This is a genomic window from Rhizobacter sp. OV335 (assembly GCF_900142965.1).
In the GTDB taxonomy this organism is placed as follows: Bacteria; Pseudomonadota; Gammaproteobacteria; order Burkholderiales; family Burkholderiaceae_C; genus Rhizobacter.
The window spans coordinates 154,838-168,616 of the sequence record NZ_FRCQ01000007.1 but is presented as its reverse complement, the minus strand read 5'-3'; the positions used below and the strand labels follow the sequence as shown (position 1 = coordinate 168,616).

Genomic DNA, 13,779 nt, shown 5'->3' with positions numbered 1-13,779 from the left:
TTGCTGCATGTTCATGCAGTACGAATTTTGGCGGCAAATTCGGCAGTCATAACAAATTTTTCCGGGCTGCGCGCTGGCTTGCCATGTGAGGCGAGGCATGGAGCCATCAGGTCCATCGTTGTTCCCCGCTCACTGGGCAACGCATGGCGCGTCGCCCTCAGCGCATTACGGCTGAGTTCGCCGTCTGGAAGCGGCCATTCACGTATGTCGGCTCCTGGCCCGGTGGAGGCACTCGACCACGCGGCGCCAAGGGCAGCAACTTCCGCCCAGCCTTTGGCTCGCAACACGATCGCCGCGCCCAAGCCGTCATCCCATCAGTGTCCGATTGAAGGACGAGCGTCTTTCTACCGGCTCGCTGCAGACGAACGTTGGGAAGTACCGCCACCGCGACTCAGCCGCGCCATCTCAAATAGTGCAAAATCCCCCCGCCCGCCGCTCATCCGGCGGGCTTCGCTAGGGGTGCTGGCCACGTTCGCGTGACCGGCTGAGAGAGTCCCTTTGAACCTGATCGGTGGCGCGCTGTCGCAGGCGCGCCACGGGCTGACAGATTTATCTTGTCGGCCTGAGGTAATCCTCGCGCAGGGAAGCGTCGTGCCGCGGAGCCTCTCTTCTTTGCCGCGGCCCGGTTGCGCCGACCTGCCATCGCCAAACCGGGAAGTACGATGGCATTCCGTTCTTGCAAGTCCCCTGCCCTGGCGCCGTTGGCCCTGGCGCCTTTGACACTGGGCATCGCAGCCGCATTCAGCGCGCATGCGCAATCCACCACCACCCCCGATCCACAGACGCTGCCGCCGGTCACCGTGACCGGCCGCTCGCCCGACGCGATCGCCACCATCGGCGGCTTCGGCGACCTGCCGCTGTCGAAGCTGCCGCTGCAGGCGACCGTGGTCAGCAGTGTCGCGATGAAAGATGTCGGCGTGCACAGCCTTGCCGAGATCACGCGCTTCGACGCGAGCCTCGGCGACGCCTACAACTCCGAGGGCTACTGGACCACGCTGATGGTGCGCGGCTTCGCGACCGACAACCGCTTCAACTTCCGCCGCGACGGCCTGCCGATCAACGCCGAGACCGCCCTGCCGCTCGCCAACAAGGAGCGCATCGAGATCCTCAAGGGCACCAGCGGCATGCAGGCCGGCACCAGTGCGCCGGGCGGGCTGGTCAACCTGGTCGTCAAGCGGCCCGAGGGCACCGTGCGCTCAGCGGCGCTGGAATGGCAACAGAGCCACACCTGGCGCGGCGGTGTCGACATCGGCCAGCGCTTCGGCGAGGGCGAGGCCTTCGGCCTGCGCGTCAACGCGCAGTACGACGACCTGGATCCGCAGACGCACGACCTGCGCGGCCACAGCCAGCTGCTGGCGGTGGCCGGCGACTGGCGCGTGACGCCCGACACCCTGCTCGAGGCCGAGTTCGAGACCAGCCATCGCAGCCAGCCCAGCGTGCCGGCGATGAGCCTGCTCGGCAGCCGCCTGCCCGATGCATCGGCCTACGACCCGCGCACCAACCTGAACAACCAGCCGTGGTCGCAGCCGGTGGTGCTCGATGGCGACACCGCATCGCTGCGCTGGCAGCAGCGCCTGTCGGCCGACTGGCGTGCGGTGGCGCACTTCGCCACGCAACGCCTGGTCAGCGACGACCGACTCGCCTTCCCCTATGGCTGCACCGCCGAAGGCAACTACGACCGCTACTGCAGCGACGGCAGCTTCGACCTCTCCGACTACCGCAGCGACGACGAGCACCGCCGCACCGATGCGCTGGACCTGGGGGTGCGCGGCACGCTGTCGGCCGGCGGGCTGTCGCACGAGCTGCAGACCGGCGTCCTGTTCTCGCGCTTCAGGAGTCGCCTGCAGGGTCAGGCCTACAACTACGTCGGCATCGGCAACATCGACGGCACCGCAGTGACGCCTGCGGATCCCACGCTGAACGCCACCAACACCAACCGCGACGAACGCAACACCGAGCTGTACGTGCGCGACGCGATCACGCTGACGCCGACCTGGAGCGCGTGGCTCGGCCTGCGTCACACGCAGCTGAAGCGCGAGAGCATCGCGACCGACGGCAGCCAGCCGGTCTCGTACAGCGATTCGTTCACGACCCCGTGGCTCGCACTGAGCCATGCGCTGCAGCCGGGCCTGCTGGCGTACGCGAGCTGGGGCCAGGGCATCGAATCGGAAGTGGCGCCGAACCGCCCGCGCTACACGAATGCCGGGCAGGCGCTGGCTCCGCTGAAGAGCCGCCAGGTGGAGCTGGGCCTCAAGGGCAGTGCAACAGACCTGAGTTGGGGCCTGACGGCTTTCGACATCGTGCGCCCGCGCTTTGCGGATGTCGGCAGCAATTGCGCTGATGACGAGAAAGGCAACACCTGCACGCACCAGGAAGACGGCGAACAGCGCCACCGCGGGCTGGAGGCCGAAGGCGCATGGTCGGTGGGCGACTGGACGCTGCAGGGCGCGGCGATGTGGCTGCATGCGCGGGTCGAGGATGTCGCCAGCGACGCGACGCTGAACGGCAAGCGGCCGGTCAACGTGCCCGATCGCACGCTGAAGCTCAACCTGAACTACCGCGTACCGTTGCTCACCGGCCTGAACCTCTCGGCCGGCGCGGTGCACGAGGGCGAGCGGATGGTGCTGCAGGACAACAGCATCTCGATCCCAGGCTGGACGCGCTTCGACGCGGCGGCCCGCTACGAGCATCGGGTGGCCGGCGTCGGCACGCTGACCTGGCGCGTGGGCGTCGACAACCTGAGCGATCGCCGCGCCTGGAAGGAAGCGCCGCTGCAGTTCGGGCACGTGTACCTCTACCCGCTCGCGCCGCGCACGGTGCGTGCGTCGGTTCAGATCGATTTGTGAGCCGGCGGCCAGAAGGCCCGTTTTTTCTGTCTATAATCTGAGGCTCAATTCCTCGATAGCTCAGTTGGTAGAGCGCCGGACTGTTAATCCGTAGGTCCCTGGTTCGAGCCCAGGTCGAGGAGCCAGTATTGACGGGGCCCGCAGCGATGCGGGCCTTTTGTCGTTTGGGCCGGATATTCGCCACGAATTCGCCGCCAGCGACTATCCAGTAGTCCGACCAGTCGCCCCTCCGCAAAGCCACCGGCCATTGCCGCGCTTCGGGTCGGCACACACGGCTTCGCATGCCGCGACGCGGTCCTGCGGGAACGTGGCAAAAACTGGGCGCCTGTCCATCCAGATTGGCGAACCCATCATGATCCGCAACCCGAGCAGCACCAGCCGAACCGGAGGCGTCAAGCGCCATGCACACGAACGCCGCGACAGCAGCGGCAGCGAAGGCGGATCGCCGCCGCGCACCTCGCGGCAGCGCGCCACCACCGACCTGAGCACCCTCGGGCGCCCGCCGCGCATGCCGGTGACCGTCGCCTACCGCGATTCGGGCCACGGCACCGGCGCGTTCTGGGACCACTACACGATGCAGCAGACCACCGGACGCGAGAGCATTGCCTCGCATCCGGACGGCATGGAACCGACCATCAGCTCCACCGATCCGACGAAGCCGAAGAACAACTACAGCGGGGGCCTGCCGAGGCAGCACACCACCACCACCGGCGAAGGCAGGGGCCTGCTGGTGATCGCCGGCGGCAACTACGGCCTGGAGAGCGAGATGCCGCGCCATGCGGGCCATACCCCGAAGGGCAGCGCTGCAGAACGCCATCAGCAACGCCGCGAGCACGAGGAAGCACTCCTGAAGCAGGCGCAACTGACCGGACGGCCGGTGGCCGGCCTGTGCGGCGGCTCCTGGAGTGTCTTGGAGAGTTACGGCGGCACCACGCAGCAGGTGAAATCCAACACGCACCAGGCGCGCTCCATGCCCTTCATCAAGAAGAATGGCGACATCAGCAACAACTTCGAACCCCACGGCGTCGACCTGGAACCCGGCACGATGCTGCACAGCCAGTCGGCCTGGCAGCGCCAGGATCCTATGGACGTCGAGGGTGGCCCGCCGCCGCGCCCGCACTGGGAGAACAACCGGAAGAAGGACAAGATCCGCTACGACGTGAACAGCGTGCACTGGGCCGCCGCGCGCGAGGACGAAGGAGGCCTGGTGCCCCGCGATCCGCAGGACGAGGCGCTCGCCGCGAGGCTGGGGACGCTGCAGGTCTCGGCGCGCGACACGAAGCACCCGAGTCCCTTCATGGATGCGCCGCACGGTGCGCCGCTGTACGCGGCCGAAGCCTTCGAATCGCGCTCCGGCGCGCCGGTCATGGGCATGCAGTGGCATCCCGAGGCCTATTCGAGCGGCCACGCCGACAAGCCCGCCGCGGCGATGAGCCAGAACGCACTCAACTACATGGCGAAGGCCGGCGATGCCTACGAGGCGCGCCAAGCCAACACCGACCGGTTCCGGCGCGACATGCAGTCCAGCCGGGCTCACCAGCCCTCCGGCATCGGCGCGGGACCCGCACCGACGGAATTCTCGATCCCGCCGCAAGGGCGCCGCCGGCGCGCCGCGATGGGCGAATCCGTGCCGTCGCACGCGCGCGGCCCGCAGGCGGACGGCTGGGGAGGCGTGCCGCGTGGGTCGAGGCCCACCGTCCCGGACGAGACGTACCGGCCGTATCCGCCCTACACGCCCTACGAGCGCGAGTGACGCGCAGGATGTTGGCCCGCAGCGTGACTCGTGCTGCGGGCGTTTCCGTTTCTGGGACCGAATGATCGACTTGGCGATACTGCAGCCCCCAGCCCAGGAGCCCGTGCCATGCCCTCCTCCATCACCCGCCGCAGCGCGGCCCTGTCCTGTGCACTCGCACCCGTCGCGGCCGTGATGGCTCTGGCAGCCTTCACGGCCTGCAGCACGGGGCCCGGCCCGGTGCCCTTGCTGCCGGCCGGTGCGGCCGCGGCGCTGGCGCCGCGTGGCCGGCTGCGCGCGTGCATCAACCTGGGCAACCCGATCCTCGCCAACCGTGATGCCGCCGGCGTCGTCAGCGGCGTGTCGGTCGACCTGGCGACGCTGCTGGCGCAGCGCCTGGGCGTGCCGCTGGAACTGGTGGTGGTCGAGGCCGCGCTGCAATCGGTCGACAGCGTGAAGGCCGACCAGGCCGACATCGGCTTCTTCGCGATCGACCCGCGTCGCAGCGACGGCATCGGCTTCAGCGCACCGTATGTGCTGATCGAAGGCGCCTACCTCGTGCGCAACGATTCGCCGCTGACCGACAACGCGCAGGTCGACCGCACCGGCACCCGCGTGATGGTCGGCCGCGGCAGTGCCTACGACCTGTACCTGTCGCGCGAGCTGAAGGCCGCGCGGTTGATGCGCACGCCGACCTCGCAGGCCGTGGTCGAGCGCTTCCTCGCCGAAGGCGCCGACGTGGCCGCCGGCGTGCGCCAGCAGCTCGAAGCCGATGCCGCGCGGCTGCCCGGCCTGCGCCTGTTGCCCGGGCGCTTCATGGTGATCGAGCAGGCGATGGGCCTGCCGCTCGCGCGCGGCGCGGCTGCGATGGCGCTGCTCGCGGGCTTCGTCGAGCAGGCCAAGGCAAGCGGCTTCGTTGCGCAGTCGCTGGCGCGGCACGGCATCCGCGGCGCCATCATCGCGCCGGCCTCACACTGAGCCCGCCCTTGCGTCACGGGTCGACCCGCACCCCGTGCAGGTCGCGCACGCTGCGGTGGCTGCTGCCCACGTGCAGACCGGCACGGTCCAGCAACACCGCCTGCAGCCCGGCCGCGAGCGCGCCTTCATAGTCGAGCGTCAGCGAATCGCCGACCATCAGGCACTCGCCGGGATCGATGCCGAGGTGAGCGCAGACGCGCAAGTACGCCTGCGGATGCGGCTTGCTGACCCCCGCCTCCTCGCCGATCGCGACATGGTCCACCGCCTCGCCGAGCCCGGTCGCGACCAGCTTGCGGCGCTGCCCGTCGGCCGGACCATTGGTCAGGATGGCCAGCCGCAGGCCCTCGCCGCGCAGGCGCGCGAGCGTCGGCCACGCATCGTCGTACAGCTTCGGGCTGTCGTTCACGCAGTCCATGAACACGCGGTTCAGCTGCGCGACCAGACCCTCGCGCGGCATCAGCCCGAGCCGGTCGAACGGGTCGGCGAAGCGCCGCATCCGGTACTCCTGGCGCGTCAGCCGGCCCTGCTCGAACTGCACGAACAGCGGCCGGTCGACCTCGACACAGGCCTGCAGGAACGGCGCCACCGCAATGCCCTCATCAGCCAGCACCTCGGCGATCAGGTCGTGCGCCACCAGCCGCGTCGACGCGAAGTCGATCAGCGTGTCGTCCAGGTCGAAGATCACCAGCTTCGTCATCACGCTCCTTGCTCAGTCGTCCCACACCGGCCGCAGGCCGATCGTCGTCGTGCCCAGCCGGCCCCACTTGCCGCGGCTCGCCTGGATCCGCAGGTGGCCCGCATCCTTGCTCCAGGCCCCACCCTTCACGGTGCGCTCCATCGCCAGCTCGGCATCGTGATCATGCAGGTCCTGGCACCACTCGCCCAGGTTGCCGGCCAGGTCGAACAGCCCGAGTTCCGACGGCGGGAAACTGCCGACCACGCTGGTGCCGCCGAAATGCTCGTCGAAGTTCGCGAGCACCGGCGTCGGCGGCGCGTCGCCCCACGGATACAGCCGGGACGGGTCGTTGTTCGACGCCAGCGCCTCCCACTCCTGCGACCACGGCAGGCGGGCGCCAAGGTGCGCGCACACCATCCCGGCGGCCGCCCAGTTCAGCCCCCAGACCGGGTGCTCGGCCAGCGCGGCCCGGCAATGCCAGCCCCCGCCGGCCGGGTCGAACGCCAGCGGGTTGCGCGGATTGCAGACATTGACGAAGCGGTAGCCCCCGCCGGTCTCGGGCGGCATCTGCATCTCGTTGAGGATCTCGGCGGCCACGCGGCAGGTCAGCAGCGTCCGCGCAACGCGCAGGCGCCGGCCTGCAAGCGCACCGGACGCCACCCTGAAGCCGATCGCGTCATGGAGGTACTGCTCGATCATCGGCTCAGGCCACGGGCAAGGTAACGCGTACTGCGGATTGCACCTCGTCGATCAGCGCGAGCTGCGCCTCGCTCAGGTGACCGCGCCAGCCGTTCTCCACGTCGTCCAGCGAGCGGTACGACGAGAACAGCCCGCCGCGCGTCTCGCCCTGCCGCAGCTGGATGAACGCTGTGGCATCGCCCGCCGCCTCGGCACCGAGAAACGCCACCAGCCCGGACACCACCCGCGCCGGCTCGCGCGAGATGTCGGCCAGCTCGAGGCTCACGTGCGTGAAGTGGTGCAGGCAGCGCCGCGCCAGCTCGTAGCGCAGCGCGACGCTCATCGCCACCACCTCGGTCGTGCGCAGCGCCGCATCGCCGCGCGGCACGCGGCTCTCATAGTTCGGAAACTCGCGCATGAACGCGCCGCTGACGAGCTCGGAGTAGCTCCACAGCGTCGTCAGCTTGCTGCGCAGCACCGACGAGACGATGGCGCGCGGATCGCGCCGCAGGAAGATCACCCGCAGCTCGGGCAGGAAAGCCTTCAGCCAGCCGAGCTTGCCGAACAGGCAGGTGTCCTTGAAGCCGATCACGCGGCCGCGCCGCGATTGCGCCAGGTAGGCCTTCAGCTCCAGCAGGAAGGCGCGCACCGTCTCGTCGCCTCGCAGGCTCGGGTGCAGCAGCTCCGGATCGTGATCGTCGGCCCCCCACGGCACCAGGTCGTGCTCGCGGAAGAACCGCGTGTGCATCGACAACGGCTCGTTCAGGCATTCGATGCCTGCACAGGATTGAAGGACATCGTTCAGGAAGTTCGAGCCTGAACGGTGGTGCGCCATCACGAGGAACGGTGGGCGACGTTCGTAATGCAGTGCCGCCATGCGCGCAATCGACTCCCTATTGCAAGTATTGTTCTTCAATCGTACGCTTGGCTCGAACCGCACTGCAATACTCAGTGTGAGGGGGGCTGATGAACTCGTCAGAAGTTGCAGCGCCGTCGAAGACGCCATGGACGGGATTTGGCCGCTTGCCGTTGCTGATCGCTGCGGTGGCCTTGGCCGTGGGGGTCGCGACGCTGGCCATGACATGGCGTTACCGTACAGCGCATCCGCAGGCCCCGGCCGCGATGGCGGTGCGGCTGGCGCTCTCGACCACGCCGCATGCCGCGCTGCTGATGCTGGCCGCCGAGAAAGACTTCCTGCGCGACGAAGGCCTCGACGTCACCATCGTCCCGGTCAGCCATGGCAAGACCGCGCTCGACCTGCTGGCGCGTGGCGAGGTCGACCTGGCCACGGCCGCCGAAGTGCCCTTCGTCACCGCGGTGCTCGACCGCCAGCCGCTCAGCATCCTCGCGAGCATGCTGAGCGTCTCGGACGAGATGGCGATCGTGGCACGGCGCGACCGCGGCATCGCGGTGCCGGCCGACCTGCTCGGCAAGCGCATCGGCGTGCCGCGCGGCACCAGTGCCGAGTACTTCCTGTGGGCCCTGCTGATCCGCCACCGGCTCGCGCGCGACGGCGTGACGCTGATCGACCTGCCACCCGGCCGGCTGGCCGATGAACTGGCGCGCGGCCGCATCGACGCGGCCTCGACCTGGCAACCGGTGCGCCAGGATGCCGAGTCGGCGCTCGGCGCGCAGGGCATCTCGTTCACCGCACCGGCCGCCTACACCGTGAGCCACGTCGTGGTCGGCCGCACCGACTACCTGCACGGGCATGCCGAGATGTCGCGCCGCTTCGTGCGCGCACTGCTGAAGGCCGAGCGCTTCAACCGGCTGCATGCCGACGAATCGCTGGGCATCGTCGCGCGCCGGCTCAAGGTCGATGCGGATGCCCTGCGTCCGAGCTGGAAGTCGCTCGCCTTCCGCGTGAACCTGCTGCAGTCGCAGCTGGTCACGATGGAAGACGAGGCCGACTGGGCCGTCGCGGGCCGCCCGGGCGCCTCGGCGCCGACGCCCAATTTCCTTCCGCACCTCTACCTCGACGCGCTGCTCGAGGAGCAACCCGACCGCGTCACCGTGGCGCACTAGGGACAAGGCCTGTCAACACGATGACCGACACCGAATGAAGATCAGTGCCAAGGGCTGGCTCGCCACCACCACGGGCCTGGGCACGATCGCCCTGCTTGCCGCGGCGATCTGGTGGGCGAACGGCGAAGTCGAATCGGCAGACCGGCAACGCCGGAGCATGGCCGACGTCGCGCGTGTGCTCAACGACCTGCGCCTCGTCACCTTCGAGTACGTGCTGTACCGCAACCAACGCGCCTCCGAGCAGGAACGCCAGGTCTCCGAGCGGCTCGCGCGCCAGCTCGCGGAGCCGATCTTCAGCGAACCCGAGCCGTCCGAGATATTGACCGACCTGCGCCGCCGCAGCACCGAGACGCGCCAGCTGTTCGAGGAACTGCAGGCCAACACCGACAGCTCCGCGGCCGACGCGAGCGCGCAGAAGCTCTACGAAGAACTGATCTCGCGCAAGCTGCTGGTGCTGCACCAGGAGAGCCTGGTCGACGCGTTCCGGCTGACCGACTATTCCACCGCCCGCATCGCGAGCGCGCAGCAGCGCGTGGTGGGCGTGATCCTGGCCGGGCTCGCGCTGATCTCGCTCGCGACGGTCGCGGCCGGCTGGCTGATCCACCGCGGTGTGCTGGCACCGATCCAGCGCCTGCAGCAGGCCACGCGCGAGGTCGCGTCCGGCAACTGGGGCTTCCGGCTCGACATCGCCGGCAGCGACGAGATCGGCGAGATGTCGCGCAACTTCGACGCGATGACCACCACGCTGCGCAACTCGTTCGTGCAGATCGAGCGCAGCAACCAGGAGCTGGAGGCCCTCAACCGCGAGATCGAGTCCTTCAGCTACTCGGTGTCGCACGACCTGCGCGCGCCGCTGCGCAGCATGGACGGCTTCTCGCTCGCGCTGCTCGAAGACTACGGCGACCGCCTGGACGACGAAGGCCGCGAACACCTGACGCGCATCCGCGCCGCGAGCCAGCGCATGGGCCGGCTGATCGACGAGCTGCTCGGCCTGTCGCGGGTCACGCGCACCGAGCTGGTGCTGCGCGACGTCGACCTCGGCGCGATGGCCCGCGACATCGCCGGCTCGCTGCAGAAGCTGCACCCGGAGCGCGACGTGCGCTGGGAGATCGACGAGCGGCTGAAGGTGCATGCCGACAAATCGATGATGCAGATCGCGATGCAGAACCTGCTCGAGAACGCCTGGAAGTTCACGTCGAAGTCGCCCGACGCGGTGATCCGCGTCGGCAGCAGCGTGTCGGATGGCCGGCATGTGTGCTTCGTGGCCGACAACGGCGTAGGCTTCGACATGACCTATGCCGACCGGCTGTTCGGCGCTTTCCAGCGCCTGCACCACGAGAGCGACTTTCCCGGCACCGGCATCGGGCTGGCCATCGTGCACCGCATCATCCGCCGCCATGACGGCACCCTCTGGGCCGAGGCCCGGCCGGGCCAGGGCGCCACCTTTCACTTTCACCTGCCTGGAGGAACCACCCCATGAGTGAGCAGAAGGCGATTCTGCTGGTCGAGGACAACGACGATGACGTGGCACTGACGCTGCGGGCGTTCAAGCGCAGCCACCTGATGAACCCGATCGACGTCGCGCGCGACGGCGTCGCCGCGCTCGACTACCTGTTCGCGCGCAACGCACACGAGCACCGCGCGTCGCTGCCGCTGCCCACGCTGGTGATCCTCGACCTGAAGCTGCCGCGGCTCGACGGCCTGGGCGTGCTGAAGGCGATCCGCGCCGACGAGCGCACGCGCTTCCTGCCGGTGGTGATCCTGACCTCGTCGAAGGAGGAGCAGGACCTGATCTCCGGCTATGCGCTGGGGGCCAACAGCTACGTGCGCAAGCCGGTCGATTTCGTCGAGTTCATCGAGGCGGCGAAGGTGCTCGGCTTCTACTGGCTGATGATTAACCAGCTCCCACCGGAACGTCCCCACGCCTGAGGCTGTACCCCATGAGCATGCCGGTCAACATCCTGGTGGTCGAGGATTCCGAAGACGACGCCCGGCTGGTGACCCGCGTGCTGAGCCGCGGCGGCTTCGTCCCCACCTGCCGGCGCGTGCAGAGCCTGGCCGCGCTGCAGGAGGCCTTCGAGCAGGAGCACTGGGATGCGGTGCTGTCGGATTTCCGCATGCCGCAGTTCAGCGGCATCGACGCGCTGAATGCCTTTCGCGCGCGCGACCTCGACATCCCGTTCATCTTCGTCTCGGGGACGATCGGCGAGGAGATCGCGGTCGAGGCGATGAAGGCCGGCGCGAGCGACTACGTGATGAAGCAGAACCTCGCGCGGCTGGCGCCGGTGCTCAAGCGCGAGCTGGCGCAGGCGGTGATCCGCGCCGAGCACCGCCAGGCGCAGCGCGAACTCGAGCTCAGCCGCGACCGCTACATGGACCTCTACGAGCTCGCGCCGGTGGGCTACCTGACGCTCGCGGCCGACGGCCGCATCGAGCAGCTGAACCTGAACGGCGCCGACATGCTGGGCGTGCGGCGCGATGCCTCGACCGGCCTGCAGTTCACCGCCTTCCTGAGCCCGGTGGAGCGCGAGCGCTGGGCCGCCCACTTCGAGCGCGTGCTGCTCGACGGCACGCGCCAGCGCCTCGAGCTCGCGCTGCAGCGCCCCGGCACCGAGCCGTTGCACGTGCAGCTCGATTGCATGCGCGAGGCGGCCACGGGTTCGGGCGCGGGGCAGGCCGGCGTGCGCGTCGCGATCACCGACATCCACGAGCGCAAGGAGGCCGAATCGGAGCTGATCCGCTACGAGGCCCAGCTGCGCCATTCGCAGAAGATGGAATCGATCGGCACGCTGGCCGGCGGCATCGCGCACGACTTCAACAACATCGTCGGCGCGATCCTCGGCAACTCGGCGCTGGCGCTGGAGGCCGTCGGCGCCGACCACCCGGCCGGAGCGCTGCTGCGCGAGGTGCACAAGGCCAGCATGCGCGCCCGCATGCTGGTGCGCCAGATCCTGACCTTCAGCCGGCGCGAGCCGCAGGAGCTGCAGACGCAGTCGCTGCAGCCGATGGTCGACGAGACGCACCAGTTGCTGCGCGCCACGCTGCCGGCCGGCATCGACCTGCAGACACGCATCGCCGACGACGTGCCGCAGGTGCAGGCCGACGCCACGCAGGTGCAGCAGGTGCTGATGAACCTGTGCACCAACGCCTGGCATGCGCTGCAGGGCGGGGTCGGCCGCATCTGCATCGGGCTCGACAGCGTGGTGCTCGACCCGGCGACCTGCCAGCGCCTCGGCGGCCTGCGCCCGGGGCGGCATGCGCACCTGTGGGTCAGCGACGACGGCGTCGGCATGGACAACGCGACCCGCGAGCGCATCTTCGAGCCCTTCTTCACGACCAAGCCGGTCGGCCAGGGCACCGGCCTGGGGCTGTCGGTGGCGCACGGCATCGTCGTCGCGCACCACGGCGCCATCGAGGTCGAGAGCGCGCCGGGCGTCGGCACCACGCTGCACCTGTACCTGCCGGTGGCCGACACGGCCGGGGCAGCGGCGCTCGCGCCGCGCGTGCAGCGCGTCGCGGCGGCCGGCCATGGCCAGCGGGTGTTCTACGTCGACGACGACGAGACCATGGTGATCATGGTCGAGCGCCTGCTGGCCCGCGAGGGCTACCAGGTGCGCACCTTCAACGAGGCGGCGCTGGCGGTCGCGTACGTGCGCGAACACCCGCAGGATGTCGACCTGCTCGTCACCGACTACAACATGCCCGGCAGCTCGGGGATCGAGCTCGCGCGCGAGCTGTCGCGCATCCGGCCCGACCTGCCGGTGGTGCTGAGTTCGGGCTACATCACCGACGAGCTGCGGGCCGAGGCGCGCGAGGTCGGCGTGCGCGGGCTGCTGGAGAAGGAGAACACCTTCGAGGAACTGGGCGCGCTGGTGGCGCGCCTGCTCGCCGATCCGGTCACGGCAGGCGGGCCAGCCGCTGCCTGAGCAGCTCGCGCAGCGCGTCGGACTGCACCGACGTGAACACCTCGACCGGCGAGCCGAAATCCTCGCGGGCCAGCGCGATCCGCTTGGCCGCCAGGTGCCCTTCGGTGAGGCCGGGCCGCCAGTCGACCTCGACCCGGCAGCGCTCGCTGTTGAAGAGTTCCGGCGCGATCAGCCAGGCCACCGGGCAGGTGTCGTGCAGCAGCGGCTTGTCGCGGCGGAAGCCGCGGATCAGGTCGCGCGCGATCGGCCCGCAGCGGTTGCCGAGCGTGCCGAGCGAATCGACCCAGTCGACGGGCATCACCGCCTGGCGGGTCACGTCCAGGCCGAACAGCAGCACCTGCGCGCCGCTGGCCAGCACCGTCTGCGCGGCCAGCGCATCGGCATGGAAGTTGAACTCGGCGCTCGGCGTGATGTTGCCGTCGCAGAACGCGGCACCACCCATCACCAGCACGCGCTGCGCGCGCTTCAGCAGGCCGGGGCGCTTGATCTCGGCCAGCGCGAGGTTGGTCAGCGGGCCGATCGCCACCAGCGTGAGGCTGCCGGCCGGCTCGTGCAGCAGCGCCTGTTCGATCACGTCGACCGCATGCTGCGCGGTGGCGCCGCGGCTGCGTGGCAGCTCGACGCCGCCGAGGCCGTCTTCGCCGTGGACCGTGTTGGTGCGCGCCCCCGGCAGGGTCAGCGCATGGCCGCAACCGGCGTGCACGGGCACGTCGGGCCGCCCGGCCAGGTCGAGCACGCGGCAGGCGTTGTCGGCGGTCATCTCGACCGTGCGGTTGCCGGCGACGGTGGTGACACCGACGATCTGCAGCTCGTCGGAAGCCGCCGCCAGCAGCAGCGCGAGGGCATCGTCGATGCCGGGGTCGCAATCGATCAGCGTCGGCGTCGGTGGGTTCGTGCGGGCCATGGTGGGCATTGTGG

General features: G+C 69.5%; 12 protein-coding genes and 1 tRNA gene. 8 read left to right on the top strand and 5 right to left on the bottom strand.

Annotation, left to right across the window (positions count from 1 at the left end; translation table 11 throughout):
• Positions 1 to 11 precede the first annotated feature (11 nt).
• On the bottom strand, positions 12 to 302 hold the full coding sequence (locus BUE42_RS32975; RefSeq protein ID WP_159445395.1) for a hypothetical protein: 291 nt from the start codon (positions 300 to 302) through the stop codon (positions 12 to 14).
• A gap of 360 nt (positions 303 to 662) precedes the next feature.
• Between BUE42_RS32975 and BUE42_RS10110 the strand changes: the two genes are divergently transcribed.
• The 4 genes from BUE42_RS10110 (at position 663) to BUE42_RS10095 (ending at position 5,556) form a co-directional block, all read left to right on the top strand.
• On the top strand, positions 663 to 2,846 hold the full coding sequence (locus BUE42_RS10110) for a TonB-dependent siderophore receptor (RefSeq protein WP_073464877.1): 2,184 nt from the start codon (positions 663 to 665) through the stop codon (positions 2,844 to 2,846).
• A gap of 49 nt (positions 2,847 to 2,895) precedes the next feature.
• A tRNA-Asn gene (locus BUE42_RS10105) sits at positions 2,896 to 2,971 on the top strand.
• 227 nt (positions 2,972 to 3,198) lie between these two features.
• Positions 3,199 to 4,599 carry a gamma-glutamyl-gamma-aminobutyrate hydrolase family protein gene (locus tag BUE42_RS10100; RefSeq protein ID WP_073464875.1) on the top strand — a complete coding sequence of 467 codons (1,401 nt, stop codon included), beginning with the start codon at positions 3,199 to 3,201 and terminating at the stop codon, positions 4,597 to 4,599.
• Between the two features lie 108 nt (positions 4,600 to 4,707).
• Entirely contained in the window at positions 4,708 to 5,556 is an 849-nt protein-coding gene (locus tag BUE42_RS10095) for a transporter substrate-binding domain-containing protein (protein ID WP_235002228.1), read from the top strand.
• Between the two features lie 13 nt (positions 5,557 to 5,569).
• On the opposite strand, the gene BUE42_RS10090 is transcribed toward BUE42_RS10095, so the two are convergent.
• From BUE42_RS10090 to BUE42_RS10080, 3 genes are read right to left on the bottom strand one after another with little or no spacing between them, the layout of a single operon-like run.
• Entirely contained in the window at positions 5,570 to 6,253 is a 684-nt protein-coding gene (locus tag BUE42_RS10090; protein ID WP_073465003.1) for an HAD family hydrolase, read from the bottom strand.
• Between the two features lie 12 nt (positions 6,254 to 6,265).
• Complete coding sequence (locus BUE42_RS10085; RefSeq protein WP_083614027.1) at positions 6,266 to 6,931, bottom strand: formylglycine-generating enzyme family protein; 666 nt, start codon at positions 6,929 to 6,931, stop codon at positions 6,266 to 6,268.
• A gap of 4 nt (positions 6,932 to 6,935) precedes the next feature.
• Positions 6,936 to 7,787 carry a sulfotransferase gene (locus BUE42_RS10080; protein ID WP_073464871.1) on the bottom strand — a complete coding sequence of 284 codons (852 nt, stop codon included), beginning with the start codon at positions 7,785 to 7,787 and terminating at the stop codon, positions 6,936 to 6,938.
• A gap of 146 nt (positions 7,788 to 7,933) precedes the next feature.
• Between BUE42_RS10080 and BUE42_RS10075 the strand changes: the two genes are divergently transcribed.
• The 4 genes from BUE42_RS10075 to BUE42_RS10060 are packed head-to-tail and all read left to right on the top strand — an operon-like array spanning position 7,934 to position 12,861.
• Positions 7,934 to 8,935: an ABC transporter substrate-binding protein gene (locus BUE42_RS10075; RefSeq protein ID WP_159445394.1), complete on the top strand. Its 1,002-nt coding sequence runs from the start codon at positions 7,934 to 7,936 to the stop codon at positions 8,933 to 8,935.
• A 34-nt stretch (positions 8,936 to 8,969) separates the two neighbouring features.
• The gene (locus BUE42_RS10070) at positions 8,970 to 10,415 is read left to right on the top strand and encodes a sensor histidine kinase (RefSeq protein ID WP_073464867.1); all 1,446 of its coding nucleotides are present in this window, start codon (positions 8,970 to 8,972) and stop codon (positions 10,413 to 10,415) included.
• Positions 10,412 to 10,864: a response regulator gene (locus tag BUE42_RS10065; RefSeq protein ID WP_073464865.1), complete on the top strand. Its 453-nt coding sequence runs from the start codon at positions 10,412 to 10,414 to the stop codon at positions 10,862 to 10,864. The genes BUE42_RS10070 and BUE42_RS10065 overlap by 4 nt, the downstream gene beginning before the upstream one ends.
• An 11-nt stretch (positions 10,865 to 10,875) precedes the next feature.
• The gene (locus BUE42_RS10060) at positions 10,876 to 12,861 is read left to right on the top strand and encodes a hybrid sensor histidine kinase/response regulator (protein WP_073464863.1); all 1,986 of its coding nucleotides are present in this window, start codon (positions 10,876 to 10,878) and stop codon (positions 12,859 to 12,861) included.
• On the opposite strand, the gene BUE42_RS10055 is transcribed toward BUE42_RS10060, so the two are convergent.
• Positions 12,833 to 13,765 carry a nucleoside hydrolase gene (locus BUE42_RS10055; RefSeq protein WP_073464861.1) on the bottom strand — a complete coding sequence of 311 codons (933 nt, stop codon included), beginning with the start codon at positions 13,763 to 13,765 and terminating at the stop codon, positions 12,833 to 12,835. The genes BUE42_RS10060 and BUE42_RS10055 overlap by 29 nt on opposite strands.
• Between the last annotated feature and the right edge of the window lie 14 nt (positions 13,766 to 13,779).